This window comes from Streptomyces sp. NPDC027189 (genome assembly GCF_055566975.1).
This window is the reverse complement of the sequence record NZ_JBVHRI010000001.1, coordinates 57,962-84,736: the sequence shown is the minus strand read 5'-3', so window position 1 is coordinate 84,736 and position 26,775 is coordinate 57,962. Positions and strand designations below refer to the sequence as shown.

General features: G+C 69.2%; 27 protein-coding genes and 2 pseudogenes. 22 read left to right on the top strand and 7 right to left on the bottom strand.

Annotation, left to right across the window (positions count from 1 at the left end):
• The first annotated feature begins 1 nt into the window (after nt 1).
• The 15 genes from prmC to ACZ4RZ_RS00345 all read left to right on the top strand — a co-directional run bounded on the left by prmC (nt 2) and on the right by ACZ4RZ_RS00345 (nt 13,728).
• Complete coding sequence (gene prmC / locus ACZ4RZ_RS00415; RefSeq protein ID WP_399081591.1) at nt 2-847, top strand: peptide chain release factor N(5)-glutamine methyltransferase; 846 nt, start codon at nt 2-4, stop codon at nt 845-847.
• 53 nt (nt 848-900) lie between these two features.
• Nucleotides 901-1,548, top strand: a complete 648-nt coding sequence (locus ACZ4RZ_RS00410; protein ID WP_189189183.1) for an L-threonylcarbamoyladenylate synthase — start codon at nt 901-903, stop codon at nt 1,546-1,548.
• Nucleotides 1,545-2,210: an arsenate reductase/protein-tyrosine-phosphatase family protein gene (locus ACZ4RZ_RS00405; protein WP_406173445.1), complete on the top strand. Its 666-nt coding sequence runs from the start codon at nt 1,545-1,547 to the stop codon at nt 2,208-2,210. Before ACZ4RZ_RS00410 ends, ACZ4RZ_RS00405 begins: the two co-directional genes overlap by 4 nt.
• A gap of 136 nt (nt 2,211-2,346) precedes the next feature.
• A complete protein-coding gene (locus ACZ4RZ_RS00400; RefSeq protein ID WP_467740588.1) occupies nt 2,347-3,585 on the top strand; it encodes a serine hydroxymethyltransferase in 1,239 nt (412 codons plus the stop codon).
• Nucleotides 3,586-3,714: 129 nt separating this feature from the next.
• Nucleotides 3,715-5,067, top strand: coding sequence for an MraY family glycosyltransferase (locus ACZ4RZ_RS00395; RefSeq protein WP_467740586.1), 1,353 nt, complete (start codon nt 3,715-3,717; stop codon nt 5,065-5,067).
• Nucleotides 5,068-5,360: 293 nt separating this feature from the next.
• Entirely contained in the window at nt 5,361-5,798 is a 438-nt protein-coding gene (locus ACZ4RZ_RS00390; RefSeq protein WP_467740584.1) for a hypothetical protein, read from the top strand.
• Between the two features lie 225 nt (nt 5,799-6,023).
• Nucleotides 6,024-6,845: a F0F1 ATP synthase subunit A gene (atpB, locus tag ACZ4RZ_RS00385; RefSeq protein WP_467740582.1), complete on the top strand. Its 822-nt coding sequence runs from the start codon at nt 6,024-6,026 to the stop codon at nt 6,843-6,845.
• Between the two features lie 75 nt (nt 6,846-6,920).
• Nucleotides 6,921-7,157 (top strand): ATP synthase subunit c family protein, encoded by a 237-nt coding sequence (locus tag ACZ4RZ_RS00380; RefSeq protein ID WP_043683105.1) that lies wholly within the window; start codon nt 6,921-6,923, stop codon nt 7,155-7,157.
• 41 nt (nt 7,158-7,198) lie between these two features.
• On the top strand, nt 7,199-7,741 hold the full coding sequence (locus tag ACZ4RZ_RS00375; protein ID WP_467740580.1) for a F0F1 ATP synthase subunit B: 543 nt from the start codon (nt 7,199-7,201) through the stop codon (nt 7,739-7,741).
• Nucleotides 7,738-8,553 carry a F0F1 ATP synthase subunit delta gene (locus ACZ4RZ_RS00370; protein ID WP_467740578.1) on the top strand — a complete coding sequence of 272 codons (816 nt, stop codon included), beginning with the start codon at nt 7,738-7,740 and terminating at the stop codon, nt 8,551-8,553. Before ACZ4RZ_RS00375 ends, ACZ4RZ_RS00370 begins: the two co-directional genes overlap by 4 nt.
• A 122-nt stretch (nt 8,554-8,675) precedes the next feature.
• On the top strand, nt 8,676-10,268 hold the full coding sequence (gene atpA / locus ACZ4RZ_RS00365) for a F0F1 ATP synthase subunit alpha (RefSeq protein WP_467740576.1): 1,593 nt from the start codon (nt 8,676-8,678) through the stop codon (nt 10,266-10,268).
• Between the two features lie 20 nt (nt 10,269-10,288).
• Entirely contained in the window at nt 10,289-11,206 is a 918-nt protein-coding gene (locus ACZ4RZ_RS00360; protein ID WP_399081573.1) for a F0F1 ATP synthase subunit gamma, read from the top strand.
• On the top strand, nt 11,206-12,642 hold the full coding sequence (atpD, locus tag ACZ4RZ_RS00355; RefSeq protein WP_467740574.1) for a F0F1 ATP synthase subunit beta: 1,437 nt from the start codon (nt 11,206-11,208) through the stop codon (nt 12,640-12,642). Before ACZ4RZ_RS00360 ends, atpD begins: the two co-directional genes overlap by 1 nt.
• A gap of 126 nt (nt 12,643-12,768) precedes the next feature.
• Entirely contained in the window at nt 12,769-13,143 is a 375-nt protein-coding gene (locus ACZ4RZ_RS00350; RefSeq protein ID WP_467740572.1) for a F0F1 ATP synthase subunit epsilon, read from the top strand.
• A gap of 138 nt (nt 13,144-13,281) precedes the next feature.
• Complete coding sequence (locus ACZ4RZ_RS00345) at nt 13,282-13,728, top strand: DUF2550 domain-containing protein (RefSeq protein ID WP_467740570.1); 447 nt, start codon at nt 13,282-13,284, stop codon at nt 13,726-13,728.
• A gap of 36 nt (nt 13,729-13,764) precedes the next feature.
• Here the strand turns inward: ACZ4RZ_RS00345 and ACZ4RZ_RS00340 are convergent, their stop codons facing one another.
• From ACZ4RZ_RS00340 to ACZ4RZ_RS00330, 3 genes are all read right to left on the bottom strand, one after another.
• A complete protein-coding gene (locus ACZ4RZ_RS00340) occupies nt 13,765-15,591 on the bottom strand; it encodes a glycosyl hydrolase family 18 protein (RefSeq protein ID WP_467740568.1) in 1,827 nt (608 codons plus the stop codon).
• A gap of 106 nt (nt 15,592-15,697) precedes the next feature.
• Complete coding sequence (locus tag ACZ4RZ_RS00335) at nt 15,698-16,339, bottom strand: response regulator (protein WP_467740566.1); 642 nt, start codon at nt 16,337-16,339, stop codon at nt 15,698-15,700.
• Complete coding sequence (locus ACZ4RZ_RS00330) at nt 16,336-17,523, bottom strand: sensor histidine kinase (RefSeq protein WP_467740564.1); 1,188 nt, start codon at nt 17,521-17,523, stop codon at nt 16,336-16,338. Before ACZ4RZ_RS00330 ends, ACZ4RZ_RS00335 begins: the two co-directional genes overlap by 4 nt.
• Nucleotides 17,524-17,675: 152 nt before the next feature.
• On the opposite strand from ACZ4RZ_RS00330, the gene ACZ4RZ_RS00325 reads away from it, so the two are divergent.
• Nucleotides 17,676-18,290, top strand: a complete 615-nt coding sequence (locus ACZ4RZ_RS00325) for a hypothetical protein (RefSeq protein WP_467740562.1) — start codon at nt 17,676-17,678, stop codon at nt 18,288-18,290.
• Here ACZ4RZ_RS00325 and ACZ4RZ_RS00320 read toward each other — a convergent pair.
• Together ACZ4RZ_RS00320 and ACZ4RZ_RS00315 are read right to left on the bottom strand one after the other, a co-directional pair.
• Complete coding sequence (locus tag ACZ4RZ_RS00320; protein ID WP_467740560.1) at nt 18,207-18,779, bottom strand: cob(I)yrinic acid a,c-diamide adenosyltransferase; 573 nt, start codon at nt 18,777-18,779, stop codon at nt 18,207-18,209. The two genes, ACZ4RZ_RS00325 and ACZ4RZ_RS00320, sit on opposite strands and share 84 nt — an antisense overlap.
• Nucleotides 18,780-18,783: 4 nt before the next feature.
• Nucleotides 18,784-18,957, bottom strand: a pseudogene (locus tag ACZ4RZ_RS00315) (ABC transporter permease); the annotation flags it as partial.
• On the opposite strand from ACZ4RZ_RS00315, the pseudogene ACZ4RZ_RS00310 reads away from it, so the two are divergent.
• From ACZ4RZ_RS00310 to ACZ4RZ_RS00295, 4 genes and pseudogenes are all read left to right on the top strand, one after another.
• Nucleotides 18,953-19,243 (top strand): annotated as a pseudogene (locus ACZ4RZ_RS00310) (TetR/AcrR family transcriptional regulator); the annotation flags it as partial. The pseudogenes ACZ4RZ_RS00315 and ACZ4RZ_RS00310 sit on opposite strands and share 5 nt — an antisense overlap.
• Nucleotides 19,244-19,367: 124 nt before the next feature.
• Complete coding sequence (locus tag ACZ4RZ_RS00305) at nt 19,368-20,216, top strand: 3-hydroxyacyl-CoA dehydrogenase family protein (RefSeq protein WP_467740558.1); 849 nt, start codon at nt 19,368-19,370, stop codon at nt 20,214-20,216.
• 211 nt (nt 20,217-20,427) lie between these two features.
• Nucleotides 20,428-20,751 carry an STAS domain-containing protein gene (locus ACZ4RZ_RS00300; RefSeq protein WP_467740556.1) on the top strand — a complete coding sequence of 108 codons (324 nt, stop codon included), beginning with the start codon at nt 20,428-20,430 and terminating at the stop codon, nt 20,749-20,751.
• Nucleotides 20,752-21,024: 273 nt separating this feature from the next.
• Nucleotides 21,025-23,544 (top strand): ATP-binding protein, encoded by a 2,520-nt coding sequence (locus ACZ4RZ_RS00295; protein WP_467740554.1) that lies wholly within the window; start codon nt 21,025-21,027, stop codon nt 23,542-23,544.
• 67 nt (nt 23,545-23,611) lie between these two features.
• Here the strand turns inward: ACZ4RZ_RS00295 and nucS are convergent, their stop codons facing one another.
• The gene (nucS, locus tag ACZ4RZ_RS00290; RefSeq protein ID WP_467740552.1) at nt 23,612-24,283 is read right to left on the bottom strand and encodes an endonuclease NucS; all 672 of its coding nucleotides are present in this window, start codon (nt 24,281-24,283) and stop codon (nt 23,612-23,614) included.
• 355 nt (nt 24,284-24,638) lie between these two features.
• On the opposite strand from nucS, the gene ACZ4RZ_RS00285 reads away from it, so the two are divergent.
• Nucleotides 24,639-25,031, top strand: a complete 393-nt coding sequence (locus ACZ4RZ_RS00285) for an SCO5389 family protein (protein ID WP_362024148.1) — start codon at nt 24,639-24,641, stop codon at nt 25,029-25,031.
• A 144-nt stretch (nt 25,032-25,175) separates the two neighbouring features.
• On the opposite strand, the gene ACZ4RZ_RS00280 is transcribed toward ACZ4RZ_RS00285, so the two are convergent.
• On the bottom strand, nt 25,176-26,204 hold the full coding sequence (locus ACZ4RZ_RS00280; RefSeq protein WP_467740550.1) for an LLM class flavin-dependent oxidoreductase: 1,029 nt from the start codon (nt 26,202-26,204) through the stop codon (nt 25,176-25,178).
• 221 nt (nt 26,205-26,425) lie between these two features.
• Between ACZ4RZ_RS00280 and ACZ4RZ_RS00275 the strand changes: the two genes are divergently transcribed.
• The gene (locus ACZ4RZ_RS00275) at nt 26,426-26,758 is read left to right on the top strand and encodes an ATP/GTP-binding protein (RefSeq protein ID WP_467740548.1); all 333 of its coding nucleotides are present in this window, start codon (nt 26,426-26,428) and stop codon (nt 26,756-26,758) included.
• Nucleotides 26,759-26,775: the final 17 nt, after the last annotated feature.

The window sequence follows — 26,775 nt, the reverse complement described above, 5'->3', positions numbered from 1 at the left end:
CGTGAACCTGCTGCTCGCGGAAGTGGCCCAGGCCACCCAGCGGCTGGCCGACGCCGGCGTGCCCTCGCCGCGCAACGACGCGGAGGAGCTCGCCGCCTTCGTACACGGCGTGAAGCGGGGCGAGCTGCACACCGTCAAGGACGCGGACTTCGACGCCCGCTACTGGGAGGTGATCGCGCGCCGCGAGGCCCGCGAGCCGCTCCAGCACATCACCGGGCGGGCCTACTTCCGCTATCTGGAACTCCAGGTCGGGCCAGGGGTGTTCGTGCCCCGGCCGGAGACCGAGTCCGTGGTCGGCTGGGCCATAGACGCCGTACGCGCGATGGACGTCGTCGAGCCGCTGATCGTCGACCTCTGCACCGGCTCGGGCGCCATCGCGCTCGCCCTCGCGCAGGAGGTCCCGCGCTCCCGTGTGCACGCCGTGGAGCTGTCCGAGGACGCCCTCCAGTGGACGCGCAAGAACGTCGAGGGGTCCAGGGTCGACCTGCGCCAGGGAGACGCCCTGGAGGCCTTCCCGGACCTCGACGGCCAGGTGGACCTGGTCATCTCCAACCCCCCGTACATCCCGCTCACGGAATGGGAGTACGTGGCACCGGAGGCCCGGGACTACGATCCTCAACTCGCCCTGTTCTCGGGGGAGGACGGACTCGACCTCATCCGCGGCATCGAGCGCACCGCGCACCGGTTGCTGCGTCCCGGCGGCGTCGTCGTCATCGAGCACGCTGACACCCAGGGCGGGCAGGTGCCGTGGATCTTCACCGAGGAGCGGGGCTGGGCCGACGCGGCCGACCACCCGGACCTCAACAACCGGCCGCGGTTCGCGACCGCCCGCAAGGCGATGCCGTGAGTACGCGCATCGCGTTCCCCAGCCAGCAGTACGTGTACGAGGAGGCCCGCTAAATGGCACGGCGATACGACACCAACGACGCGACCGACCGCACCACCGGTCTGCGTGAGGCCGCGTCCGCCGTCCGCCGTGGCGAGCTGGTGGTCCTCCCGACCGACACCGTGTACGGCGTCGGCGCCGACGCGTTCTCCTCGGAGGCCGTCGCCGATCTGCTGGAGGCCAAGGGGCGGGGCCGCAACATGCCCACCCCTGTCCTCATCGGTTCCCCGAACACGCTGCACGGCCTCGTCACGGACTTCTCCGAGATGGCCTGGGAGCTCGTCGACGCCTTCTGGCCGGGCGCGCTCACCCTCGTCGCCAAGCACCAGCCGTCCCTGCAGTGGGACCTGGGGGACACCCGTGGCACCGTCGCCGTGCGCATGCCGCTGCACCCGGTGGCCATCGAACTGCTCACCGAGGTCGGTCCGATGGCCGTCTCCTCCGCGAACCTCACGGGACACCCGGCTCCCGAGGACTGTGACGCCGCGCAGGAGATGCTCGGCGATTCCATCTCGGTCTACCTCGACGGCGGCCCGACCCCGGGCATCGTCCCGTCCTCGATCGTCGACGTGACCGGCAAGGTGCCCGTGCTGCTGCGCGAGGGGGCACTGTCGGCGGAGGAGCTCCGGAAGGTCGTACCCGACCTCGAGGTGGCGAATTGACAGCCCCTGACGCGGGGCGTGGCATAGGCACGGGGATCACGGGGGCCAATGGGTCCTCCAGGGGGTCCTTCCGCATCCTCCACGTCAGCACCGGCAACGTGTGCCGCTCGCCGATCACCGAGCGGCTGACCCGGCACGCCCTGGCGGACCGGCTCGGCGACCCCCTGTGGGGCGGCCTCATCGTGGAGAGCGCGGGCACCTGGGGCCACGAGGGGGCGCCCATGGAGGCCAACGCCGCCACGGTCCTCACGGACTTCGGCGCGGACCCGTCCGGCTTCGTCGGCCGCGAGCTCCTCGACGACCATGTCATCCGCGCCGATCTGGTCCTGACGGCCACTCGCGACCACCGGGCCCAGGTCATCTCCATGGGGCACTCGGCGGGGCTGCGCACCTTCACCCTGAAGGAGTTCACGCGGCTTGTACGGGCGATAGATCCCGCGACGCTTCCGCCGCTGGACGAGGGTGTGATCGAACGCGCCCGCGCGCTTGTGCAGGCTGCCGCGGCTCTACGCGGGTGGCTTCTCGCGCCCACCGCGGAGGCGGACGAGGTGTACGACCCGTACGGGGCGCCGCTGCCGTTCTTCCGGTCGATCGGGGACGAGATCAACGAGGCGTTGGACCCTGTGGTGACCGCGCTGACCGGGGTGCCTGCGCGTACGTAGGCCCTCGCTGGGGTTTCTTGTCACGGCAGTGGCGGCGCGGCTCAGTTCCCCCCGGCAGGGCGTAACACCGGGCGTCTCAACAGTCCCGGTTCTACATTGGACGTAGCGCACCCCCCGCCGAGGTCCGGAGTCCATCATGCCGGTCACACAAACGCTCGAAGCGGATGTCCTGAGGCGTCAGGACCCGGAACTCGCCGAGATTCTCATCGGGGAGCTGGACCGGCAGTCGACGACGTTGCAGTTGATCGCGGCCGAGAACTTCACCTCCCCGGCCGTGCTGGCCGCGCTCGGGTCGCCGCTGGCGAACAAGTACGCCGAGGGGTATCCGGGCGCCCGTCATCACGGCGGCTGCGAGATCGTCGACGTCGCGGAGCGGCTCGCGGTGGACCGGGCCAAGGCCCTCTTCGGTGCCGACCACGCCAACGTGCAGTCGCACTCCGGGTCGTCGGCCGTCCTCGCCGCGTACGCCGCCCTGCTGCGCCCCGGTGACACCGTGCTGGCGATGGGCCTGTCCTTCGGCGGTCACCTCACACACGGGTCGCCCGCGAACTTCTCGGGCCGCTGGTTCGACTTCGTCGGCTACGGCGTGGATGCGGAGACCGGGCTCATCGACTACGAGCAGGTGCACACCCTTGCTCGTACGCACCGGCCGAAAGCCATCGTCTGCGGGTCCATCTCCTACCCCCGGCACATCGACTACGCCGCCTTCCGGGAGATCGCCGACAGGGTGGGCGCCTATCTCATCGCGGACGCCGCTCACCCCATCGGGCTGGTCGCGGGCGGAGCGGCGCCCAATCCGGTGCCGTACGCCGATGTCGTGTGCGCGACGACGCACAAGGTGCTGCGCGGGCCGCGCGGCGGCATGATCCTGTGCGGGAGCGAGCTGGCCGAGCGCGTCGACCGGGCCGTCTTCCCCTTCACCCAGGGCGGCGCGCAGATGCACACCATCGCCGCCAAGGCCGTGGCGTTCGGCGAGGCGGCAACTCCGGCCTTCGCCTCGTACGCCCATCAGGTGGTCGCCAATGCGCGGGTGCTGGCCGACGAGCTGGGCGATGAGGGGCTCGCGGTCATCACCGGTGGTACCGACACCCATCTGCTGACCGTCGACCCCGCGCCGCTCGGCGTCGACGGGCGGACCGCCCGGGGCCGGCTCGCCGCCGCCGGGATGGTGCTGGACTGCTGCGCGCTGCCCCACGGGGACGCCCGTGGCCTGCGGCTCGGTACGGCGGCCCTGACCACGCAGGGGATGGGCGAGGCGGAGATGGCGCGGATCGCCGTACTGTTCGCGGGGGTGCTGCGGGAGGACATCGAAGGCAAGAAAGCGCGTGAAGAAGTGCGGGAGCTGACCGGAAGATTTCCGCCCTATCCCGGCTAGAGAGGGGTAGGCGCGCACTTGTACACAGCCACTCGTGCAACCATCGTCGCTACCCGGAAGTCCCCAACCATATGCGCGCATCGATAGGGTGTGGGGCTGAGATGGCCAGCGAGACCTGTGGGGAAGCCCGTGCGTGAATACCTGCTGACGCTCTGCATCACGGCCGCGGTGACGTATCTGCTGACAGGGCCGGTACGGAAGTTCGCGATCGTGGCCGGAGCCATGCCGGAAATCCGTGCGCGCGATGTGCACCGGGAACCCACTCCACGGCTCGGCGGCATCGCGATGTTCTTCGGGCTGTGCGCGGGCCTGCTGGTCGCCGACCACCTGAAGAACCTCAACGCGGTGTTCTCGAATTCGAACGAGCCGCGCGCGCTGCTCTCCGGGGCGGCGCTGATCTGGCTGATCGGTGTCCTGGACGACAAGTTCGAGATCGACGCGCTGATCAAGCTGGGCGGCCAGATGATCGCCGCGGGCGTCATGGTCATGCAGGGCCTGACGATCCTGTGGCTGCCGATCCCCGGCGTCGGTCTGGTCGCGCTGACCCAGTGGCAGGGCACCCTGCTCACCGTCGCGCTCGTCGTGATCAGCATCAACGCGGTGAACTTCGTCGACGGCCTCGACGGCCTCGCCGCCGGCATGGTGTGCATCGCCTCCGCCGCGTCGTTCCTGTACGCGTACCGCATCTGGTACAGCTACGGCATCGAGGCCGCCGCCCCGGCGACGCTGTTCGCGGCGATCCTCATGGGCATGTGCCTGGGCTTCCTGCCGCACAACATGCACCCGGCGCGGATCTTCATGGGCGACTCCGGCTCGATGCTCATCGGTCTGGTGCTGGCCGCCGGTGCGATCTCCATCACCGGACAGGTCGACCCCGACGCGATGAACCTGTTCTCCGGTTCGGAGCGCAACACCGTGCACCAGATGGTGCCCGTCTACATCCCCCTGCTGCTGCCGCTGACGATCATCGCGGTGCCGGCCGCCGACCTGGTGCTGGCCATCGTGCGGCGCACCTGGCGCGGACAGTCCCCGTTCGCCGCCGACCGCGGACATCTGCACCACCGTCTGCTGGAGGTCGGCCACTCGCACAGCCGCGCCGTGCTGATCATGTACTTCTGGTCCGCGCTGATCGCCTTCGGTGCCCTGGCCTTCTCGGTCAACTCGGCGTCCATGTGGATCGTGCTCGGTATCGCGGCGCTCAGCGCCGTCGGCCTGGTCCTGCTCCTGCTGCCGCGCTTCACGCCGCGCGCCCCGCGCTGGGCCGAGCACCTGGTGCCGCCGCGCTACCGCCGCCGCAGGGCCGCCTCCGCGGCCGAGGCCGAGCCGTCCGTCACACACGGGACGGCGGAGACCGAGGAGCCGGAGGAGGCCCGCGAGCACCGCACCCCGGTCGCGGCCGGTGTCTCAGGAGTCAACGGAGCGACGGCAATTGGCCCCCGTTCGCGCTTCCTGGATCGGCGCAAAGCCGGATCGTCGCGCTGACGCAAGGTAAGAATCTGACTAACGCGTTGCCAAGTCGTGGGAGTGCAAAGCGCACTAATACCAGACAACTTGGCCCACGGGGTGCACAGACGCGCAGCGTCACTCTCATGTGTGACAGCAAGCACACCTTCTAGGTAAAGACCGCATCAAATAGTTTGTGATACGGTTCACGAGAACCCGGGACGCAGCCGAAGGACCGTAGTGCGACGGTCCCTTGGCGTGAGGTTCTCTCTCAGCCCGGGACTACGCTCGTCCATGACGACACGCCCCCCTTAGCAAGCGGAGTTGCCGCCATGCCGTCCAATGACGCTCGGATTCTCCTTCAGGCCGCTGTGCCCACAGCTGCCGTCGGCGCGATTGCCGCCGTCGTCAGTGGTGTGGTCGCGGGCGGCAAGGGAGCCATCGGGGCGATCGTCGCGACGGTGGTCGTGATTCTCTTCATGGGTATCGGGCTCTACGTTCTGCAGCGCACCGCCAAATCGCTTCCGCACCTGTTCCAGGCGATGGGCCTCATGCTCTACACGGCACAGATTCTTCTGCTGTTCATCTTCGTTGCCGCGTTCAAGAACACGTCGCTGTTCAACCCCAAGGCCTTCGCGATCTCGCTCGTCGCCACCACGCTCGCGTGGATCGGTGCGCAGGCGCGTGCCCAGATGAAGGCCAAGATCCTTTACGTCGAACCCGACTCCTCGAAGGGCGACAAGCCCGAAAAGACGGGGCACTCGTCGTGAGGGGTAGGGCCGGGATAAAGGCGCGAAAGAGATCCTGCTATCGTCCGGTGCCAACTGCGGCATCGCGGGCGCGGGCATCTGAGCTGACGCCTGCTCAATCGCGAGGCTTGATGCCCCACAGCCGCCCCCACATCCGTAACACCAGTCCAGTGCCGAACCGCGGCTGCGCGCCGCGCCGACACAACGAGGTTGCCGTACCTATGCGCCACGCTGAAGGAGCCCGCGGTGAGTGCTGACCCGACGCAGGTGCTCGCCTTCGAGACCGATTGCCACATCTTCGACGGCTGTGGCTTCCCGGCTCCCGGCCTGCACTCGTTCCTGTTCAAGCCCCTCCTCGGGGACGGCGACAGCAACGTGTACTTCAACAAGCCGATGCTGCTGGCGCTGATCGGCTCGGTCATCGTCGTCGGCTTCTTCTGGGCCGCCTTCCGCAAGCCGAAGGTCGTTCCCGGCAAGCTGCAGATGGTCGCCGAGTCGGGCTACGACTTCATCCGCCGCGGTGTCGTCTACGAGACCATCGGCAAGAAGGAAGGCGAGAAGTACGTACCGCTGGTCGTCTCGCTGTTCTTCTTCATCTGGATGATGAACCTCTGGTCGATCATTCCGGTCGCCCAGTTCCCGGTGACGTCGATCATCGCGTACCCCATCGTTCTCGCGGTGATCGTCTACATCACCTGGGTCTCGCTGACGTTCAAGCGGCACGGATTCGTCGGCGCCTTCAAGAACTTCACCGGCTACGACAAGTCGCTGGGCCCGGTTCTCCCGCTGGCCATGTTCATCGAGCTCCTCTCGAACCTGATCGTCCGGCCCTTCACGCACGCGGTGCGACTTTTCGCGAACATGTTCGCGGGCCACACGCTGCTGCTGCTCTTCACGATCGCCAGCTGGTACCTGCTCAACGGCCTCGGGATCGCCTACGCGGGCGTCTCGTTCATCATGGTGATCGTCATGACGGCCTTCGAGCTGTTCATCCAGGCCCTGCAGGCGTACGTCTTCGTGCTCTTGACCTGCACTTTCATCCAGGGCGCGCTCGCCGAGCATCACTGAGCCACCCCCCTGTAAAACCCCCTAAGCGTCCGGTGGCCAACCCCCGCCGGTCCGTACAGAGAAGGAAGAATCAGCATGGCTGCCACTGAGACCCTCGCCGCCGTCTCCGGCTCCCTCGGCTCCATCGGCTACGGCCTCGCCGCCATCGGTCCTGGCGTCGGCGTCGGCATCATCTTCGGTAACGGCACCCAGGCGCTCGCCCGCCAGCCTGAGGCCGCCGGTCTGATCCGCGCCAACCAGATCCTCGGCTTCGCCTTCTGTGAGGCGCTCGCCCTCATCGGCCTGGTCATGCCGTTCGTCTACGGCACCTGATCGACCGATCAGCGACAGCCCACTAGACGAAAGGCACTGACATGAGCCACTTGCTCATTCTGGCGGCCGAGAAGGAGAACCCTCTCGTCCCGCCGATCCCCGAGCTCGTCATCGGCCTGATCGCCTTCGTCATCGTCTTCGGCTTCCTCGCCAAGAAGCTCCTCCCGAACATCAACAAGGTTCTGGAGCAGCGTCGCGAGGCCATCGAGGGCGGTATCGAAAAGGCCGAGGCCGCTCAGACCGAGGCCCAGAGCGTTCTTGAGCAGTACAAGGCTCAGCTCGCCGAGGCCCGGCACGAGGCCGCGCGCCTGCGCCAGGAAGCGCAGGAGCAGGGCGCCACGCTCATCGCCGAGATGCGCGCGGAAGGCCAGCGGCAGCGTGAGGAGATCATCGCCGCCGGTCACACGCAGATCGAGGCCGACCGCAAGGCCGCCGCTCAGGCGCTGCGTCAGGACGTCGGCCACCTGGCCACCGACCTGGCCGGCAAGCTCGTCGGCGAGTCCCTCGAGGACCACGCCCGGCAGAGCCGCGTCATCGACCGCTTCCTCGAGGACCTTGAGGAGAAGGCCGAGGCCGCGCGATGAACGGAGCGAGCCGCGAGGCCCTGGCAGCCGCACGTGAGCGTCTCGACGCGCTGACGGACTCGACGTCCGTGGACGCGGCGCAGCTCGCCGACGAGCTGGCCGCCGTCACCGCGCTGCTCGACCGCGAGGTGTCCCTGCGTCGGGTCCTCACCGACCCGGCGCAGCCCGGCGAGGCCAAGGCCGAACTGGCCCAGCGCCTGTTCGGCGGTCAGGTCAGCGGTACGACCGCCGACCTGGTGGCCGGCATGGTGCGCTCCCGCTGGTCGCGCTCGCGCGACCTGGTGGACTCCATCGAGGAGCTGGCCGCCACCGCCGACCTCACGGCGGCGCAGCGGGCGGGCACGCTCGACGATGTCGAGGACGAGCTGTTCCGGTTCGGCCGGATCGTCTCTTCGAGCACCGAGCTGCGCTCCGCGCTGACCGACCGCGCCGCCGGCAAGGCGGCCAAGAGCGAGCTGCTGCACAGCCTGCTCGGCGGCCGGGCCAATGTGACGACCGAGCGTCTGGTGACGCGCCTTGTGACCGCGCCGCGTGGACGTAGCCTGGAGGCGGGACTCGAGTCCCTGTCCAAGCTCGCCGCCGAGCGCCGCAACCGCATGGTCGCCGTGGTCACTACGGCGGTCGCGCTGAGCGACGGACAGAAGCAGCGCCTCGGTGCCGCTCTGGCGAAGCTCTACGGCCGTCAGATGCACCTCAACCTCGACGTGGACCCCGAGGTCCTCGGCGGGATCCGGGTGCAGGTCGGCGACGAGGTCATCAACGGTTCCGTCGCGGACCGGCTTGAGGACGCCAGCCGCCGCATGGCCGGCTAGCAGCAACTCAATACGCAGTACGTACTTACGGCCCTCGTTGGGCCGTGCAGAGGATTCCTGGGGGTCGCCCCCAGACCCCCAAAGTGAAACTTCGGGCCCAACAAGGAGAGCAGGGAACCCAGATGGCGGAGCTCACGATCCGGCCGGAGGAGATCCGGGACGCGCTGGAGAACTTTGTCCAGTCGTACAAGCCGGACGCGGCCTCGCGCGAGGAGGTCGGTACGGTCACCCTTGCCGGCGACGGCATCGCGAAGGTCGAGGGCCTGCCCTCGGCCATGGCCAACGAACTGCTGAAGTTCGAGGACGGCACCCTCGGCCTCGCGCTCAACCTGGAAGAGCGCGAGATCGGCGCCATCGTCCTCGGCGAGTTCAGCGGCATCGAGGAGGGCCAGCCGGTGCAGCGCACCGGTGAGGTTCTGTCCGTCGCCGTCGGCGAGGGCTACCTCGGCCGCGTTGTCGACCCGCTCGGCAACCCGATCGACGGCCTCGGCGAGATCGAGACCACCGGCCGCCGCGCCCTCGAGCTGCAGGCACCGGGCGTCATGGTCCGTAAGTCGGTGCACGAGCCGATGGAGACCGGCTACAAGGCCGTCGACGCGATGACCCCGATCGGCCGTGGCCAGCGTCAGCTGATCATCGGTGACCGTCAGACCGGCAAGACTGCCCTGGCCGTCGACACGATCATCAACCAGCGCGACAACTGGCGCACCGGCGACCCGAAGAAGCAGGTCCGCTGCATCTACGTCGCCATCGGTCAGAAGGGTTCCACCATCGCCTCCGTGCGCGGTGCCCTGGAAGAGGCCGGCGCGCTCGAGTACACGACCATCGTCGCCGCCCCGGCGTCCGACCCGGCCGGCTTCAAGTACCTGGCGCCGTACACCGGTTCGGCCATCGGCCAGCAGTGGATGTACGACGGCAAGCACGTCCTCATCATCTTCGACGACCTCTCGAAGCAGGCCGACGCCTACCGCGCCGTGTCCCTGCTGCTGCGCCGCCCGCCGGGCCGCGAGGCCTACCCGGGTGACGTCTTCTACCTGCACTCCCGTCTGCTGGAGCGCTGCGCGAAGCTCTCCGACGACATGGGCGCCGGTTCGATGACGGGTCTGCCGATCGTCGAGACCAAGGCGAACGACGTGTCGGCGTTCATCCCGACCAACGTCATCTCCATCACCGACGGCCAGTGCTTCCTGGAGTCCGACCTGTTCAACGCCGGCCAGCGTCCGGCCCTGAACGTCGGTATCTCGGTCTCCCGAGTCGGTGGCTCGGCCCAGCACAAGGCGATGCGCCAGGTCTCCGGCCGTCTCCGCGTGGACCTCGCCCAGTTCCGTGAGCTGGAGGCGTTCGCCGCCTTCGGTTCCGACCTGGACGCCGCGTCGAAGGCCCAGCTGGAGCGCGGTCAGCGCATGGTCGAGCTGCTCAAGCAGCCGCAGTACCAGCCGATGCCGACCGAGGACCAGGTCGTCTCCGTGTGGGCCGGTACCACCGGCAAGATGGATGACGTACCGGTCAAGGACATCCGCCGCTTCGAGAAGGAGCTCCTGGAGTACCTGCACCGCAAGGAGCAGGGCCTCATGACCTCCATCAAGGAGGGCGCCAAGATGTCGGACGACACGCTGCAGGCCATCGCCGACGCCATCGCGGACTTCAAGAAGCAGTTCGAGACCTCGGACGGGAAGCTTCTCGGCGAGGACGCTCCGGCCGCCGCCGGTAAGTGACGACGGAAGGGACCTGACTCATGGGAGCGCAGCTCCGGGTCTACAAGCGTCGCATCAAATCCGTCACCGCGACCAAGAAGATCACCAAGGCGATGGAGATGATCGCCGCCTCGCGCGTCGTCAAGGCGCAGCGCAAGGTGGTGGCCTCCACGCCGTACGCGACCGAGCTCATCCGCGCGGTCACGGCGGTCGGTACCGGCTCGAACACCAAGCACCCGCTGACCACGGAGGCGGAGACGGCGACCCGCTCCGCGGTGCTGCTCCTCACGAGCGACCGCGGACTGGCCGGCGCCTTCAACTCCAACGCCATCAAGGCCGCGGAGCAGCTGACCGCGCGTCTCGAGGCGGAGGGCAAGGAGGTCGACGTCTACATCGTCGGCCGCCGCGGTCTGGCCCACTACAACTTCCGTGAGCGCAAGGTCACGGAGTCGTGGTCGGGCTTCACCGACGAGCCGACCTACGCGGACGCGAAGAAGGTCGCCGTTCCGCTGATCGAGGCCATCGAGAAGGAGACGGCGGACGGCGGCGTGGACGAACTCCACATCGTCTACACCGAGTTCGTCTCGATGATGACGCAGACGGCGGTCGACGGCCGCCTGCTGCCGCTTCGCCTCGAAGAGGTGGCGGAAGAGGTCGCGCCCAAGGGCGAGATCCTTCCGCTGTACGACTTCGAGCCGTCGGCGGAGGACGTCCTCGACGCCCTGCTGCCGCGCTACGTCGAGAGCCGTATCTACAACGCGCTGCTCCAGTCGGCCGCCTCCAAGCACGCCGCCACGCGCCGTGCGATGAAGTCGGCCACCGACAACGCGGGAGACCTGATCACCAGCCTCTCCCGACTTGCCAACGCGGCCCGACAGGCCGAAATCACCCAGGAAATCAGCGAGATCGTCGGTGGCTCCGCAGCCCTGGCCGACGCGACCGCGGGGAGTGACAGGTAATGACGACGACAGTTGAGACGGCCGTTGCCACGGGCCGCGTCGCCCGGGTCATCGGCCCGGTCGTCGACGTGGAATTCCCCGTCGACGCGATGCCGGAGATCTACAACGCCCTGCACGTCGAGGTGGCCGACCCGGCCAACGCCGGCGAGAAGAAGATGCTGACCCTGGAGGTCGCCCAGCACCTGGGTGACGGCCTGGTCCGCACCATCTCGATGCAGCCCACCGACGGTCTGGTCCGCCAGGCCACGGTGACCGACACCGGCTCGGGCATCAGTGTCCCGGTCGGCGACTTCACCAAGGGCAAGGTGTTCAACACCCTCGGTGAGGTGCTGAACGTCGACGAGACCTACGAGGGCGAGCGCTGGTCCATCCACCGCAAGGCCCCGGCGTTCGACCAGCTCGAGTCCAAGACCGAGATGTTCGAGACCGGCCTGAAGGTCGTCGACCTTCTCACCCCGTACGTCAAGGGCGGCAAGATCGGTCTGTTCGGTGGTGCCGGTGTCGGCAAGACCGTGCTGATCCAGGAAATGATCATGCGTGTCGCCAACCTCCACGAGGGCGTCTCCGTCTTCGCGGGTGTCGGTGAGCGCACCCGTGAGGGCAACGACCTCATCGCGGAGATGGAAGAGTCCGGCGTTCTGGACAAGACCGCCCTGGTCTTCGGTCAGATGGACGAGCCCCCGGGCACCCGTCTGCGTGTCGCCCTGGCCGGTCTGACCATGGCGGAGTACTTCCGCGATGTGCAGAAGCAGGACGTGCTGTTCTTCATCGACAACATCTTCCGCTTCACCCAGGCCGGTTCCGAGGTGTCCACCCTGCTCGGCCGTATGCCGTCCGCGGTGGGTTACCAGCCGAACCTGGCCGACGAGATGGGTCAGCTGCAGGAGCGCATCACCTCCACGCGTGGTCACTCGATCACCTCGATGCAGGCGATCTACGTTCCCGCGGACGACCTGACCGACCCGGCCCCGGCCACCACCTTCGCCCACCTCGACGCGACGACGGTTCTCTCCCGTCCGATCTCCGAGAAGGGCATCTACCCGGCCGTGGACCCGCTGGACTCCACGTCCCGCATCCTGGACCCGCGTTACATCGCGCAGGACCACTACGACGCCGCCATGCGCGTCAAGACGATCCTGCAGAAGTACAAGGACCTCCAGGACATCATCGCGATCCTCGGTATCGACGAGCTCGGCGAGGAGGACAAGCTCGTCGTCCACCGTGCCCGTCGCGTGGAGCGCTTCCTGTCCCAGAACACCCACGCCGCCAAGCAGTTCACCGGCGTCGACGGTTCGGACGTTCCGCTGGACGAGTCGATCGCGGCCTTCAACGCGATCTGCGACGGCGAGTACGACCACTTCCCGGAGCAGGCGTTCTTCATGTGCGGTGGCCTCGAGGACCTCAAGGCCAACGCCAAGGAGCTCGGCGTCTCCTGAACCTCGTGTTCATGAAGAGGGGCGGGGTGTCACCTCGCGGGGTGCGTCCCGCCCCCCTTCGTACGCCTACTAGACTTTGACCCAACACCCGGCAGCAACGCCGGGTGGTGACCCGAGGAGCCCACCTTGGCTGCTGAGCTGCACGTCGAGCTCGTCGCCGCGGACCGTAGTGTCTGGTCCGGCGAGGCCACCCTGGTCGTCGCGCGTACCACGTCCGGCGACATCGGCGTCATGCCCGGTCACCAGCCGCTGCTCGGTGTGCTGGAGTCGGGCCCGGTGACCATCCGTACGAGTGATGGTGGAACGGTCGTCGCTGCGGTGCACGGCGGTTTCATCTCGTTCGCCGACAACAAGCTGTCGCTGCTGGCCGAGATCGCCGAGCTGTCGGACGAGATCGACGTCCAGCGCACGGAGCGGGAGCTCGAGCGCGCGAAGGCGGAGGGCGACGCCACCGCCGAGCGCCGCGCGGACGTCCGACTGCGTGCGGTGGCGACGCGCTGACCCCAGCGCGCACGGAATGACGTGACTCAGCCGCGGCCGGGACTGGATAAAACCAGACCTGGCCGCGGCTGAGGCGATGCGGGTACTTTTTTCCGTTTCATTACCTGCTTTACCTAGGAGACGAGGAGGTCGGTGTCGATGGTCCTCGCTCTGACTGTGTGCGGGTTGGTAGTGGCGCTCGTGGTGGTGGGGCTGTTCGTCTTCGGCCTCCGCCGCCGGCTGATCCAGCGCTCAGGCGGCACGTTCGACTGCAGCCTGCGCTGGGACGTCCCCGAGAAGAGTGACCCCAGCGGCAAGGGCTGGAGCTATGGGGTCGCCCGCTACAACGGCGACCGCATCGAGTGGTACCGCGTCTTCTCCTACGCCCCCCGCCCGCGCCGCGTCCTGGAGCGCTCGGCGATCGAGGTGGCGGGCCGTCGGGCCCCCGAGGGCGAGGAGGAGCTGGCGCTGCTCTCCGACGCGATCATCCTCACCTGTGTCCATCGCGGGACACGGCTCGAACTGGCGATGAGCGAAGACGCGCTGACCGGATTCCTCGCGTGGCTGGAAGCAGCCCCGCCCGGTCAGCGCGTCAATGTCGCTTAACTCGTAGGTCGCGCAACTCGCGGTCGGGTAACCCGCTTACGAGAGACCGCTGTTGATGGCGCTCACCAGCTCGCCGTTGCTGGTGTCACCGCTGAACTCCCAGAAGAACGCGCCACCCAGGCCCTGGTTCTTGGCCCAGGTCATCTTGGTACCGATGGTGGCCGGGGTGTCGTAGCTCCACCAGTTGCTGCCGCAGTGCGCGTAGGCCGTACCGGCGATCGTGCCGGTGGCGGGGCAGGACGTCTTGAGGACCTTGTAGTCCTCGATGCCCTGCTCGTACGTGCCCGCCGCGGGGCCGGTCGCCGTGCCGCCCGGCGCGTCCTGTGTGACGCCGGTCCAGCCGCGTCCGTAGAAGCCGATGCCGATCAGCAGTTTGCTCGCGGGCACGCCCTTCGCCTTGTACTTGGCGATCGCGTCGGCCGTGGTGAAGCCGGCCGTCGGGATGCCGCTGTACGAGGTGAGCGGGGAGTGCGGGGCCGTCGGGCCCTGGGCCGCCCAGGCGCCGAAGAAGTCGTACGTCATCACGTTGTACCAGTCGACGTACTGGGCCGCGCCCGCGTAGTCCGCGGCGTCGATCTTGCCGCCGGAGGAGCCGTCGGCGGTGACGGCCGAGGTGACCAGGTTGCCGCTGCCGAACTTCGAACGCAGCGCGGACATCAGGTTCTTGTAGGCCGCGGCACCACTGGTGTCACAGCTCAGACCGCAGGCGTTCGGGTACTCCCAGTCGATGTCGATGCCGTCGAACACGTCCGCCCAGCGCGGGTCCTCGACCAGGTCGTAGCAGGACTGCGCGAAGGCGGCCGGGTTGGCGGCGGCTTCGCCGAAGCCGCCGGACCAGGTCCAGCCGCCGAAGGACCAGAGGACCTTGATGTTCGGGTACTTGGCCTTCAGCTGGCGCAGCTGGTTGAAGTTGCCGCGCAGCGGCTGGTCCCAGGTGTCGGCGACGCCGCTGACCGACTGGTCGGCGGTGAACGCCTTGTCGTAGTCGGCGTAGGAGTCGCCGATCGCGCACTTGCCGCCGGTGACGTTGCCGAAGGCGTAGTTGATGTGCGTGATCTTCGACGCGGAGCCGGACGTCACCAGGTTCTTGACGTTGTAGTTGCGGCCGTAGATGCCCCACTCGGTGAAGTAGCCGAGCTTGACGGCGTTCCCGGTGGGCGGGGGAGTGGTGCCGCCGCCCGTGGTGTGCACGGCGACCGCACCGCTCGCCGGGCCGGTCTGGTCGGCGGTGTCGCGGGCCTGGACGGTGTACGAGTAGTCGGTGCCGGCGGTCAGACCGGTGTCCGAGTACGAGGTCGTCGTCACCGTCGCGACCTTGGCGCCGTCGCGCAGGACGTCGTAGTTCTTGATGCCCTTGTCGTCGGTGGCGGCCGTCCAGGAGAGCTTCACCGAGGTGTCGGTGATGGAGGACGCGGTCGGTGTGCCGGGCGCGGAGGGCGCGTTGTCGCCAGGGACGGTGGTGCCGCCGTCACAACTGCCGCCGTTCAGCGTGCAGTTGGAGGGCGATCCCGATCCGGCACCGTTGAAGCCGAAGGAGACGGAGGCGCCCGCGGCGAGGGTGCCGTTGTAGGACTTGTTCTTGGCGGTCCAGTGGGTGCCGGAATTGGTGACGTCGGCGTCCCAGGCCGAGGTGACGGACGTACCGGAGGGGAAGTCCCACTCGATGGTCCAGGAGCTGATGGCCGTGGTCCCGGTGTTCTTGACGGTCCACTTGCCTTCGAAGCCGGTACCCCAGTCCTGGGTCTTGGTGTACGTGGCGGTGGCGGTGGTGGCCGCCGAGGCGGGGCTCGCGAGCCCGACGAGGGCGGCGAGCGGAAGCAGCAGGGTGGTGAGCCCTGCGACGGCTCTGTGTCTGAAACGCATCCTGCGTCTCCTCCGGGGGAGTTGATGAGGTGCGGTGGACAATAGAAAGGTCTGGACCATAGGTCAATAGGTCCAGACCACTGTGGCGGCTGCTTGTCGTTACTTGTTACACGCCCAACTCCTGTGCCAGCACGGCCGCTTGGACCCTGCTCCGCAGCTCCAGCTTCCCCAGCAGGCGGCTGACGTGGGTCTTCACGGTCGCCTCCGCCATGTCGAGACGGGCCGCGATCTCCGCGTTGGAGAGCCCCTGCCCGAGACAGGACAGCACCTCGCGCTCCCGTCGGGTGAGGGCGTCCAGGACGGACGGATCGGCCGTCGGCTCCCGTACGGGCTTCGCGGCGAACTCCGCGATCAGCCGGCGGGTGACGGCCGGGGCGATGAGTCCCTCCCCGCGCGCCACCGTCCGTACCGCCTCCAGCAGATCCTTGGCCTCGGTGTTCTTCAGCAGGAAGCCGGAGGCGCCCGCGCGCAGCGCCCCGAAGACGTACTCGTCGAGGTCGAAGGTGGTGAGCACAAGGACGTCGGCGAGCTGCTCGGCGACGACCTGGCGGGTGGCGGACACCCCGTCGAGGCGGGGCATCTGGACGTCCATCAGGATGAGATCCGGCCGTAGTTCACGGGCCAGCGCGACCGCCCGCTCCCCGTTCTCCGCCTCGCCGACCACCTCGATGTCGGGCGCGCTGCGCAGGATGAGGACGAGCCCGGCGCGTACCGCGGACTGGTCCTCGGCGACGAGCACCCGGATCATGCGGATTCTCCTTGGGTCAGGGGCAGGGTGGCGCGTACGGCCCAGATCTTGGCGGTGGGGGAGTCCTCGGGGCCGGCCTCGAAGCTGCCCTGCAGCAGCGCGACCCGCTCCCGCATGCCGACCAGACCGGCGCCCGACCCCGGGGCCCGCGGCCCGTCCCCGTCGCCGTACGGACTGGTGACGCACGCCGTCAGGGAGCCGTCCCGCTGGGCGACGCCCACCGTGACCGTGCCGGGGGAGGCGTGCTTGAGGGCGTTGGTCAGGGATTCCTGGACGATGCGGTATGCCGCCAGCTCGACCGGTGCGGGGAGTCCGTCGGCGTGGTCGGTCTCCAGCACGACATCGAGTCCGTTGGCGCGGGCGCTCTCCACCAGCGCGCCGAGTCCGTCGAGGGTGGGGGCCGCGGTCGGCTCGTGGTCGCCGCTGCCGTCGCGCAGGATGCCGATCAGCCGGCGCATCTCCGCGAGTCCGTCGACGCTGTTCTCGCGGATGACGGAGAGGGCTTCCTTGGATGTCTTCGGGTCGTCGAGGGAGAGCGCGGCGGTGGAGTGGATGGCGATGGCGGACAGGTGGTTGGCGACCATGTCGTGCAACTCCCGTGCCATGCGGGCCCGTTCGGCGGAGACCGCCTGGGTGCGGTCCATCTCGGCGAGCAGGGCGGTCTGTTCGGCGCGCAGGCGTTCGGCGATGGCGGTGTCGCGGTGGTTGCGGACCACCCAGCCGGTGGCGGCGGGCGCGAGCGCCACCACGCCGACGCCCACGCCGATCAGCAAGGCCTGGGGGTCGCGCCAGAGCATGAGGGGCACCACCGCGCCGATCACCGTGAGCAGTCCGGTGATCCAGGGCAGGCGTCGGGCGGAGGCGGGGGTGCCGTACAGGACGGCCGCGTACATGAGGTCGGTGAACATCACGACCGTGACCACGCTGCCCTGCGTCACCGTGTCCGCTACCAGCGCGGCCGTGCCGATCAGCAGGGCCGGTCTGGGCCGGGTGCGGCGCAGCAGCTCGCAGCCGGCCGTCACGAACAGCGGCACCAGCAGGGCCCAGCGCTGCGGCAGCAGGACGAGGCTGTCCGTGGCCTCGCGTGGGCCGAGTCCGAGGACCCACAGCAGCAGCCCGCCGAACAGTCCACCGACCGCGATGCGCACGTCGTCGCGGTGCGGGCGGGGGAGTCGTACGGCCATGCGTCCATCCAACACGGCGCACGGGCCGTCCGCCTGCTTCCCGGGAAGGGTCCGGAACTGCATCTTTCGATGTACCCCGACTTCGTCACCGCCGACGACGATTCCGGTGCCCAGCGCCGGAAGCCTGGAAAGGGGATCGAGAGGAGCGAACCGTGATCGTCGGGTTGATCGTCGCGTGCGAGGTCGGTTTCTGGGTGCTGCTGGCCGCCGGGCTGGCCGTTCGGTACCTGGTGAAGTGGCGCCGCACGAGCCTGGCGCTGCTGTTGTGCGAGCCGTTGCTGGAGGTGGTCCTGTTCGTAGTCACCGCCGTCGACCTCAAGAACGGCGCGAAGCCGGGATGGGAGCACGGCCTCGCCGCCCTGTACATCGGCTACACCGTGGCCTACGGCCACTACACGATCCGCTGGCTCGACGGTCACGCCGCACACCGGCTCGCCGGGGGCCCGCCCCCGGCGAGGCCGCCCCGCTACGGGACGGCCCGAGCCAGGCACGAGGGCAGGCTGTGGCTGCGTACGCTGCTGGCGGCCGCCGTTGCCTGTGCCCTTCTGCAGGCCGCGATCTGGTACGTGGGCGACGGCGACACGGAGTCGCTGCGGTCCTTCCAGTGGGTGGCGTTGCGCGCGACGGCGATCCACGGCCTGGTCGCCCTCACCTACGCGCTGTGGCCGAAGAAGGCCCCGGCGTCAGCGCTCCCCGCCCGGGACCCACAGCACGTCCCCGACCTCACCGTTGGCCGTACGGGCCAGGATGAACAGCAGGTCCGATAGCCGGTTGAGGTAGGTCGCGGTGAGCGGATTCATGACCTGTCCGTGCGCCTCCAGGGCCGCCCAGGTGGAGCGCTCGGCCCGTCGGACGACCGTGCACGCCTGGTGCAGCAGCGCCGCGCCGGGTGTGCCGCCGGGCAGGATGAAGGAGCGCAGCTTCTCCAGCCGCTCGTTGAAGCGGTCGCAGTCCGCCTCCAGCTTGTCGATGTAGAACTGCTCCACCCGCAGCGGAGGGAACTGCGGGTTCTCGACCACCGGCGTCGACAGGTCCGCGCCCACGTCGAACAGATCGTTCTGGACGCGGGTGAGCACCTTGACGATTTCCTCGTCCAGGCCGCCGAGCGCGATCGCCGTCCCGATCACCGCGTTCGCCTCGTTGGCGTCCGCGTACGCCGAGATCCGCAGGTCGGTCTTGGCGACCCTGCTCATGTCGCCGAGGGCGGTGGTGCCCTGGTCGCCGGTCCTGGTGTAGATGCGCGTCAGATTGACCATGAGGTCAGCGTAGTTTCGCTCCGGCCTTCCGGAAGACTCGTGTGCCCACCGTCACGGCGAGCGCCGTGAAGCCGAGGGCGACCAGAACGCCGTACAGCATGTGAGCCGTGGCGTACGAGCTCACGTACGCGTCGCGCACCGCGTCCAGCAGATAGCGGAGCGGCATGAAGTGGGAGAGCGCCGCGCTCCGCTCGCGGCTGTGGGAGATCGGCCAGGAGGTCGTCGACAAGCTGGAGGAGGCGCTGCGCGAGGAGACCGGTGCGTCCGCGGGCGACCCGCTGCCCGGCCTGATCGCGGGCCAGATCAACTGGGTCCACCAGACCGTTCTGTCCGTCATCGGACGAGAGATGATGGCCGGTCGCAATCCGGACGAAGTGTCCCGTGAAGTGCTCGTTCTCCTCGACGACATGGAGGAGCTGTTGAGCGAGAAGGTCCTCAACTACGCCGTACGGGCGGTGGAATGACCCACGCCGGTGTGATGTCCGTCAGATGAGACGTGACGCGCATTACTTACCGGTCACACAGGCACGCCCGAGCGCTAAGGTCCGCCGAAGAGGCAACTTAAGCAGCGTGTTAAGGGGAGTCGGAGTGGCACGGAAGCTCGCGGTCATCGGAGCCGGACTCATGGGGTCCGGTATCGCCCAGGTCTCCGCCCAGGCGGGCTGGGACGTCGTCCTGCGCGATGTCACCGACGAGGCGCTGACCCGTGGCCTCGACGGCATCAGGGCCTCGTACGACAAGTTCGTGAGCAAGGGCAAGCTGGAAGCCGCGGACGCGGACGCGGCACTCGCGCGCATCACCGCCACCACCGACCTGGACGCGGCCGCCGACGCCGACATCGTCGTCGAGGCCGTCTTCGAAAAGCTCGAGGTCAAGCACGAGATCTTCCGGACGCTCGACAAGATCGTCCGCGACGACGCGGTGCTCGCCTCCAACACCTCCGCCATCCCGATCACCAAGATCGCGGCGGCCACCGAGCACCCCGAGCGGGTCGTCGGCGTGCACTTCTTCTCGCCGGTGCCGATGATGCAGCTCGTCGAGCTGGTGCGCGGCTACAAGACGAGCGACGAAACGCTGGCCACCGCGCGGGCGTTCGCCGAGTCCGTCGGCAAGACCTGCATCGTCGTCAACCGCGACGTCGCCGGTTTTGTGACGACCCGTCTCATCTCGGCGCTCGTCGTCGAGGCGACGAAGCTGTACGAGTCGGGCGTGGCCACGGCCGAGGACATCGACCTCGCCTGCAAGCTGGGCTTCGGCCACGCCATGGGCCCCCTGGCCACCGCCGACCTGACGGGCGTCGACATCCTGCTGCACGCCACCAGCAACATCTACACCGAGACCCAGGACGAGAAGTTCGCCCCGCCGGAGCTGATGCGCCGGATGGTTGACGCTGGTGACATCGGGCGCAAGAGCGGGCAGGGCTTCTACAAGCACTGAGAACGATTCTGCGGCGCCCGGACACGGGCGCCGCACCCTGCACGGAAACCGCACGCGCCGCTGGAGTATCACTCCATGAGGTGAATTCGGTATCGGTTCGCTTACAGACGGCAACTTCTGCGGCCTTCAGGCAGTCAGACCGTGCACAACAGACAGACACGAACGCGAACAGACACACGCGGAGTACGAGACGCACTCTCGGGGAGCGCATATGTACATCAGGGGCGACCACGCCGAGCTGGTCGTCGGGGGCCGCCTCGACGTACGCAGCGCGGCGGACGCCCGTACCGTCCTGCACTCGGCCGTCGACGACGGAGTCGGCGACCTGGTGCTGGACCTGTCCGAGCTGGACTCCTGGGACGCCACCGGGCTCGGTGTCATCATGGGGGCCCACCGACGGGCCGGGCGGTGCGGCCGACGGCTCGTGCTGCGCGGCGTGCCACTTCAGATGCAGCGCCTGCTGGTCGCCACCCGGCTGCACCGGATCCTGGCGATCGAGGGCGGCATCGGGGTGGACTCCCTGCCCCGGGTCTGAGTGACCGGGGGCGTGTCACCGCCTCGGGGGTGACACTTCGTACACGCGTCCTGACCGGCGTGCGAAAGGCACCACGCGCACAATCCTCACGAAGCTGTGACGTCTCGGACGGCGCGGTACCCCGGCGGTTCGTAGATACTGTGCGAAGGTTTAGGGTTCGGCTGCCCGCCACCCGAAACCCTGCGAGCGGGCACCGGACCAGAAGCGACAGCGCGGTGTGCAGCAAGGCCGGGAGGGGCTCGGCACACGACGCTTTTGGGGGGCTTGGAACACATGGACCCGAACAACCGGGGACCCGAAGAGTACGGCCATGATGACGACGGCCAGGCGCCTCGCTCGCGCCCGCCGCGTGACCCGCTCACAGCCGACCTGGGCCAGCATTCGCCCGCGCTCGCCCGCACGGTTCAGCTCGTCTCGGGCGACTTCCTGCTCACCGTCAACCCCGTCGACGGCAGCGAGATCGAGAACTGCCCGCCGCACGAGCGGCCGCGGCCGCCGGTGAAGTTCAGCGCCGCCGAGCGCGTCGAGCTGGCCCGCGCGGCCCAGCCGCCCGTCCCACCGGGTCCGGCGCAGCCCCGGCTGCCACTCCTGGAGCGCCAGGAGGTGCGCGAGCGGCTCGTGCGCCTCCTCGCGCGCGGGCGCTCGGTACGCCTCACCGGACCCTCCGGCTCGGGCCGCACCAGCCTGCTCGACGCGGTCGCCGAGGACTGCGCGGACCTCGCACCCGACGGCGTCGTACGCCTCTCCGGCTACCGGCGCACGCCGAGCGATCTGCTGCACGACCTCTTCGCCGCCGTCTACAACACGCCGCTGCACCGCCCGGAACGGGACGAACTGCACCGGTTCGTCCATGAGATCGGCGCGGTCGTCGTCCTCGACGACGTGGAGTTCGGCGGCAGCGCGCTGGACGAGTTGCTCGACGCCACCCCCGAGTGCGCCTTCCTCATCAGTGCGACGCCCGACGTCCCCGCGCCGTCCACCGACTCCCTCCTCGAAGAGGTGTTCCTGGGCGGGCTCGACCGCAGCGGGGGCCTCGAACTCCTGGAGCGCGCCGTCGGACGTGTCCTGACCGAGGACGAGTCGAACTGGGCGGGAGACCTCTGGTTCGAGTCCGAGGGCCTTCCCCTGCGCTTCATGCAGGCCGGAGCGCTGCTGCGGCAGCGCGACCAGCTGCGGGCCAGCGAGGGCGCCGTCGACGAGTTCGGCGTCTTCCAGGAAGTGCCGGTCGACGCGCCCTTCGACGCCGAGGACGGCCACGAGGTACCGCTGCCGTCGCTCGCCGAAGGGGCCGCGCCCGCCGCGCTGCTCGCCTCCCGGCTGAGCGACTCGGCCCGCGCCACCCTGCGGTTCGCGGTCGCGCTCGGCGGCGAGGTGCCGCACCAGGCGCACCTGCCCGCCCTCGTGGGCGACACCCACGCCGACGCCGCACTCGCCGAACTGGCGAGCTGCGCGCTGGTCTCCCCGGTCGGCTCGCGCTACCGGCTCGCCGCCGGAGTGCTGGCCCAGCTGGAAACCGCCGGATACGCGGACGGCATCGAGGAGCAGGCCCGCGCCGCGGCCCAGCACTACAGCTGGTGGGCCGGGCACCCCTCGGTCACCCCGGAGCGGGTCTGCGCCGAGGCCGACGCGCTGCTCGCCGCCCTCACCGTGCTGGTGCCGCTCACCACGGCCCCGCTCGGCGAGGAGGACGAGAGCGTCGCCGTGCGGCTGGCCCGCACAGCCGCGCCCGCGTTCGCCGCGGGCCTGCACTGGAGCGCCTGGGAGCGCGCGCTGCGCTCCGGCGCCGAGGCCTCCCGGCTCTCCGGCGAGGTCGGCGAACAGGCCTACTTCCACCATGAGTTGGGCATCCTCGCGCTCTGCGCCGGCCAGCTGGACCGGGCCCGCGCCGAGCTGGAGGCCTCCATCGGGCTGCGCGGCGCCCTCGCCGACAAGCGCGGCACGGTCGCGGGCCGCCGCGCCCTCGCGCTCGTCGCCGACCGCTCCGGTGACACACCCGGCCTCGGGTCCACCGTGGGGGAGGAGGTGCCCGACGCCCGGTACGAGGAGTCGGCGTCGCCGCCCGGTGGCGTACCGGCCGCCTTCACGATGGCCGAACCCCCCGGCGAGCCCTCCACGCTGGTCACCCACCGGGCCGACCCCGGCCGCCCCGCGCCGAAGCGATCGGGCGTCGCGGGCCGCTTGGTGAGCGGTACCCGGCGCAATCTGGTGGCCGCGGGCGCGGGCGCGCTCCTCGCCGCGGTGCTCGGCACCGTGGTGACGCTCGGCGCGACCTCGGACCACAACAACGACACCCCGTCCGAGAAGGTCGGCGTCAACCCCTCGGCCAGCCAGGGCAGCGACGACGACAGCCTGGGCGCGGACAAGGCGAAGAAGGGCGGCGACTCCGACACGGGTGTCGTGGCGACGCCCACGGACCCGGGTCCGGACGGCACGTACGGGACGTCGGACGATCCGACGCCGACGAGCACGGGCAGCGGGGAGCCGTCCGACGATCCGAGTGGGACGAAGACTTCGGGTACGCCGTCGAAGTCGCCGTCCAAGAGTCCGTCGAAGTCGCCCTCCAAGACGCCTTCGCAGACGCCTTCGTCGACGCCGAGTCAGACGCCGTCGGGCACGCCGTCGGACACGCCTTCCGAGACGCCGACGCCCACCGCGACGGCGCCGTCCACGTCGGACTCCGCGAGCGGCCCCGCGTCGAGCAGCGCCCCGGCGAGCACCACCGCCAGCGCATCGGAGAGCAGCGTGCCCGCCAGCAGCAGCGCGGCCACGTCGCCGAGCGGCGCGGTGATCTGACCGTACGACGCCAGAGGGCCGGGTCCGATGTTGCGGACCCGGCCCTCTGCTGTCGTCGTACGTACGGTCAGAACAACCGCAGCTTGTCGTCCTCGATCCCGCGCAGCGCGTTGTAGTCCAGCACCGCGCAGCCGATGCCGCGGTCGGTGGCGAGAACGCGGGCCTGCGGCTTGATCTCCTGGGCGGCGAAGATGCCGCGGACCGGCGCGAGGTGCGGGTCGCGGTTCAACAGCTCCAGATAGCGCGTGAGTTGCTCCACGCCGTCGATCTCACCGCGCCGCTTGATCTCCACGGCGACGGTCTGCCCGCCGGCGTCCCGGCACAGGATGTCGACCGGGCCGATGGCCGTCATGTACTCGCGGCGGATGAGCGAGTAGCCCTCGCCGAGGGTCTCGATGCGGTCCGCGAGGAGCTCCTGAAGGTGTGCTTCCACGCCGTCCTTGATCAGGCCGGGGTCCACGCCCAATTCGTGCGAGGAATCGTGGAGGATCTCCTCCATCGTGATGATGAGCTTCTCGCCCGCCTTGTTGATGACGGTCCAGACGCCCTCCTCGTCGCCGGAACCCTCCTTCAGCGTGCAGGGCGGCGACATCCAGTTGAGGGGCTTGTAGGCCCGGTCGTCCGCGTGGATCGAGACGCTGCCGTCCGCCTTCACGAGGATCAGACGGGGGGCCGACGGGAGATGGGCGGTGAGCCGGCCCGCGTAGTCCACGGAACAGCGGGCAATGACGAGACGCATGGTCGGCAACGCTACTCGACGGGCGGTGGTGCGCGCGATTCTCCCACCCGTCGCCCACCACCACCCTGACGGAGAACCTGCGGTTCACACCTTTTATCCCTCGTCCCCCCACCGCCACCCTCAACCGAGGGCCCTCCGGCCCCGCCCCTTTCTTCCTGGAAGAAGCCTGTTCGGTAGTGGCTGATTGTGGGCCTACTGGGAGTTCGCTATGTGCGCATTCTCCTGGTGCCGTCACCGTCCGTTGCTTACCGTATAAACGGGAGGTCGCGATGCGTGTACTCAGCGTGTTCGATATCGCGAATTCCCTATCCCTGTCCGGCAACCCCCGAGGTCTGGGGGTGCGAGAGGAGAACCCATGTCGCTCGACGTCTCACCGGCCCTACTCGAACAGGCCGAGCGAGGCGAGGTCGACGAAGCTGACTTCGTCGACTGCGTCCGGACCTCCCTGCCCTACGCATGGGAGATGATCAGCTCCCTGGTGGCCCAGCTGAAGGTGGACGGCGGCAACTTCGCCGACAACCAGACGCCTCCGCCGGACGAGCAGGCACGTGGCCAGCTGCTGCGTGCGCTCGCGAGTGACGCGATACGCGGCGCGCTGCAGCGGCACTTCGGAGTGCGGCTGGCCTTTCAGAACTGCCACCGGGTGGCGGTGTTCCCGCTGGACGCCTCAGTGGACGACACGCTGGCACGCTTCACCTCGGTCCGCAGTCAGCTGCTGAACCAGTCCCCGGAGTTCCGGGACTGCTGACGCGGTGATGCCGCATTGCTTGCCGCTCCGTACGCGGGAGGTGCATCTGTACTGGGGCGGCAAGCTCCCCGAGCGTCCGGCCCGGGGGAGGGCTGGACGGGCTGTTGGACCGGCCGTACGGCCCGGTGGGCCGGCGGTGTCCGGTCACCTGAGGTGCGGCAGCACCTCGGCCCCGAGACGGCGTACGTTCTCCTCCGTCGCCGCCAGGTCGCCCGAGCCCTCGACGAGCAGGGCGAAGCGTGAGATGCCGGTCCGCTCCGAGGTCGCCGCGAGCCGGTCGGCGCACAGCCGGGGGGTCCCCACCGGGTGCAGCCCGCAGAGCAGTTCGGTGTACGCCAGCGGGTCCCGCATCGAGCGGGCGCGGCCGTCGACCGTCACATGGGCGTCCAGCCCGTGCTTCAGCCAGCCGGGCATCGCCTTGAGAAGCGTCTCGACGGCGTCGCTGCGACGGTCGGCGATCTGGCAGACACCGGCGGACACATGAGCCGCCGCGAAGATCTCGTCCGCCGGGTGCCCGGCCGCGTGCGCGTACTGCCGCCACAGCGCGACCATTTCGGCCTTCTCCTCGTCCCCGACATGCATCCCCAGGAGCATCGGCAGCCCGCGCTCGGCGGCGAGCCGCACGCTCGCCGGTGAGGTGCAGGCGACGACGACCTCGGGCCCGGGACCGCCGCTCAGCGCCTCCGACGGCCGGGGGACGACGGCGACTTCACGGAAGCTGAACCGCTCCGAGGTGCCCTGGACGGACGGCTCGCGCAGCCAGCGCACCAGCAGATCGAGTGATTCCGGGAACCCCTTCTCGTACGCCTCCAGTCCTGAACCGAAGACCTCGAGGTCGACCCAGGGGCCGCCGCGTCCGACGCCCAGCGAGAACCGTCCGCCGGACGTCAGATGCAGCAGTGCGGCCTGCTCGCCGAGCGCGACGGGGTGGACGGTGGGCAGCACGCTGACCGCAGTGCCGACCCGGATGCGGCTGGTGCGGCCGAGCAGGAACGCGGCGAGCGTGACGGCCGACGGGCACGTGCCGTACGGCACGAAGTGGTGCTCGGCGAGCCATACCGAGTCGAGCCCGGCCTCCTCGGCGACCTCGGCGGACCGCACCGCCCGGTGGAGGGTCTCCCCCTGGCCTTGTCCCGGGAACTGGGCCGCGAGTACAAAACTTCCTACGTGCATCGCACTTCCTGCTTCCTCGGCTCCGACACGGAGCTCCCCCACCCGGCATAACCGCATGACACGTGCCGAAGTCACGGCCTGGCGGAGAGATTTGCGGATTGTCTGCGAAATGGGCCGCCCGGTGGGTGATCTGTGCGGGTTGGTGGAGTACGCGTACCCCTGTGCGTGCCGCGTAGGCTGGACATGGCCCCTGCTCCCTGTATAGCTCCGTGAGGTGTCCTGTGTCCCCGCGTCGCAACCGTCCGAAGGCCGCCGACTCGTCCGGTCGGAGTGCGGACGAGGACCGCTCGGGCCGTTACGGCGGCTGGCAGTCCACGGAGAGCTGGCAGGGCGAGGAGTGGAGCGTGCGCCACGTGGCGGGCGCGAGCGCCGAGGGCAAGACCTACCGCTGCCCGGGCTGCGACCAGATGATCCCCTCCGGTGTCCCGCACGTGGTGGCCTGGCCTGAGCACTCGGGCGTCGACGACCGCCGCCACTGGCACAAGGCCTGCTGGAACGCGAAGGACCGCCGCACCTCGCGGGTGCAGCGGTCCCGTAACGCGCCCAGGTTCTAGGCGGTCAACGCGCCCAG

What these genes read in the sequence shown, in the direction of transcription:
- ACZ4RZ_RS00345 (WP_467740570.1), top strand. Translation starts at nt 13,282, where the DNA reads ATGGTCCTCGCTCTGACTGTGTGCGGGTTGGTAGTGGCGCTCGTGGTG.
- ACZ4RZ_RS00295 (WP_467740554.1), top strand. Translation starts at nt 21,025, where the DNA reads ATGGACCCGAACAACCGGGGACCCGAAGAGTACGGCCATGATGACGAC.
- ACZ4RZ_RS00335 (WP_467740566.1), bottom strand. Translation starts at nt 16,339, where the DNA reads ATGATCCGGGTGCTCGTCGCCGAGGACCAGTCCGCGGTACGCGCCGGG.
- atpD (WP_467740574.1), top strand. Translation starts at nt 11,206, where the DNA reads ATGACGACGACAGTTGAGACGGCCGTTGCCACGGGCCGCGTCGCCCGG.
- ACZ4RZ_RS00390 (WP_467740584.1), top strand. Translation starts at nt 5,361, where the DNA reads ATGCCGTCCAATGACGCTCGGATTCTCCTTCAGGCCGCTGTGCCCACA.
- ACZ4RZ_RS00410 (WP_189189183.1), top strand. Translation starts at nt 901, where the DNA reads ATGGCACGGCGATACGACACCAACGACGCGACCGACCGCACCACCGGT.
- ACZ4RZ_RS00320 (WP_467740560.1), bottom strand. Translation starts at nt 18,779, where the DNA reads ATGGTCAATCTGACGCGCATCTACACCAGGACCGGCGACCAGGGCACC.
- nucS (WP_467740552.1), bottom strand. Translation starts at nt 24,283, where the DNA reads ATGCGTCTCGTCATTGCCCGCTGTTCCGTGGACTACGCGGGCCGGCTC.
- ACZ4RZ_RS00360 (WP_399081573.1), top strand. Translation starts at nt 10,289, where the DNA reads ATGGGAGCGCAGCTCCGGGTCTACAAGCGTCGCATCAAATCCGTCACC.
- ACZ4RZ_RS00330 (WP_467740564.1), bottom strand. Translation starts at nt 17,523, where the DNA reads ATGGCCGTACGACTCCCCCGCCCGCACCGCGACGACGTGCGCATCGCG.
- ACZ4RZ_RS00370 (WP_467740578.1), top strand. Translation starts at nt 7,738, where the DNA reads ATGAACGGAGCGAGCCGCGAGGCCCTGGCAGCCGCACGTGAGCGTCTC.
- ACZ4RZ_RS00340 (WP_467740568.1), bottom strand. Translation starts at nt 15,591, where the DNA reads ATGCGTTTCAGACACAGAGCCGTCGCAGGGCTCACCACCCTGCTGCTT.
- ACZ4RZ_RS00375 (WP_467740580.1), top strand. Translation starts at nt 7,199, where the DNA reads ATGAGCCACTTGCTCATTCTGGCGGCCGAGAAGGAGAACCCTCTCGTC.
- ACZ4RZ_RS00300 (WP_467740556.1), top strand. Translation starts at nt 20,428, where the DNA reads ATGTACATCAGGGGCGACCACGCCGAGCTGGTCGTCGGGGGCCGCCTC.
- ACZ4RZ_RS00285 (WP_362024148.1), top strand. Translation starts at nt 24,639, where the DNA reads ATGTCGCTCGACGTCTCACCGGCCCTACTCGAACAGGCCGAGCGAGGC.
- atpA (WP_467740576.1), top strand. Translation starts at nt 8,676, where the DNA reads ATGGCGGAGCTCACGATCCGGCCGGAGGAGATCCGGGACGCGCTGGAG.
- ACZ4RZ_RS00380 (WP_043683105.1), top strand. Translation starts at nt 6,921, where the DNA reads ATGGCTGCCACTGAGACCCTCGCCGCCGTCTCCGGCTCCCTCGGCTCC.
- ACZ4RZ_RS00400 (WP_467740588.1), top strand. Translation starts at nt 2,347, where the DNA reads ATGCCGGTCACACAAACGCTCGAAGCGGATGTCCTGAGGCGTCAGGAC.
- ACZ4RZ_RS00280 (WP_467740550.1), bottom strand. Translation starts at nt 26,204, where the DNA reads ATGCACGTAGGAAGTTTTGTACTCGCGGCCCAGTTCCCGGGACAAGGC.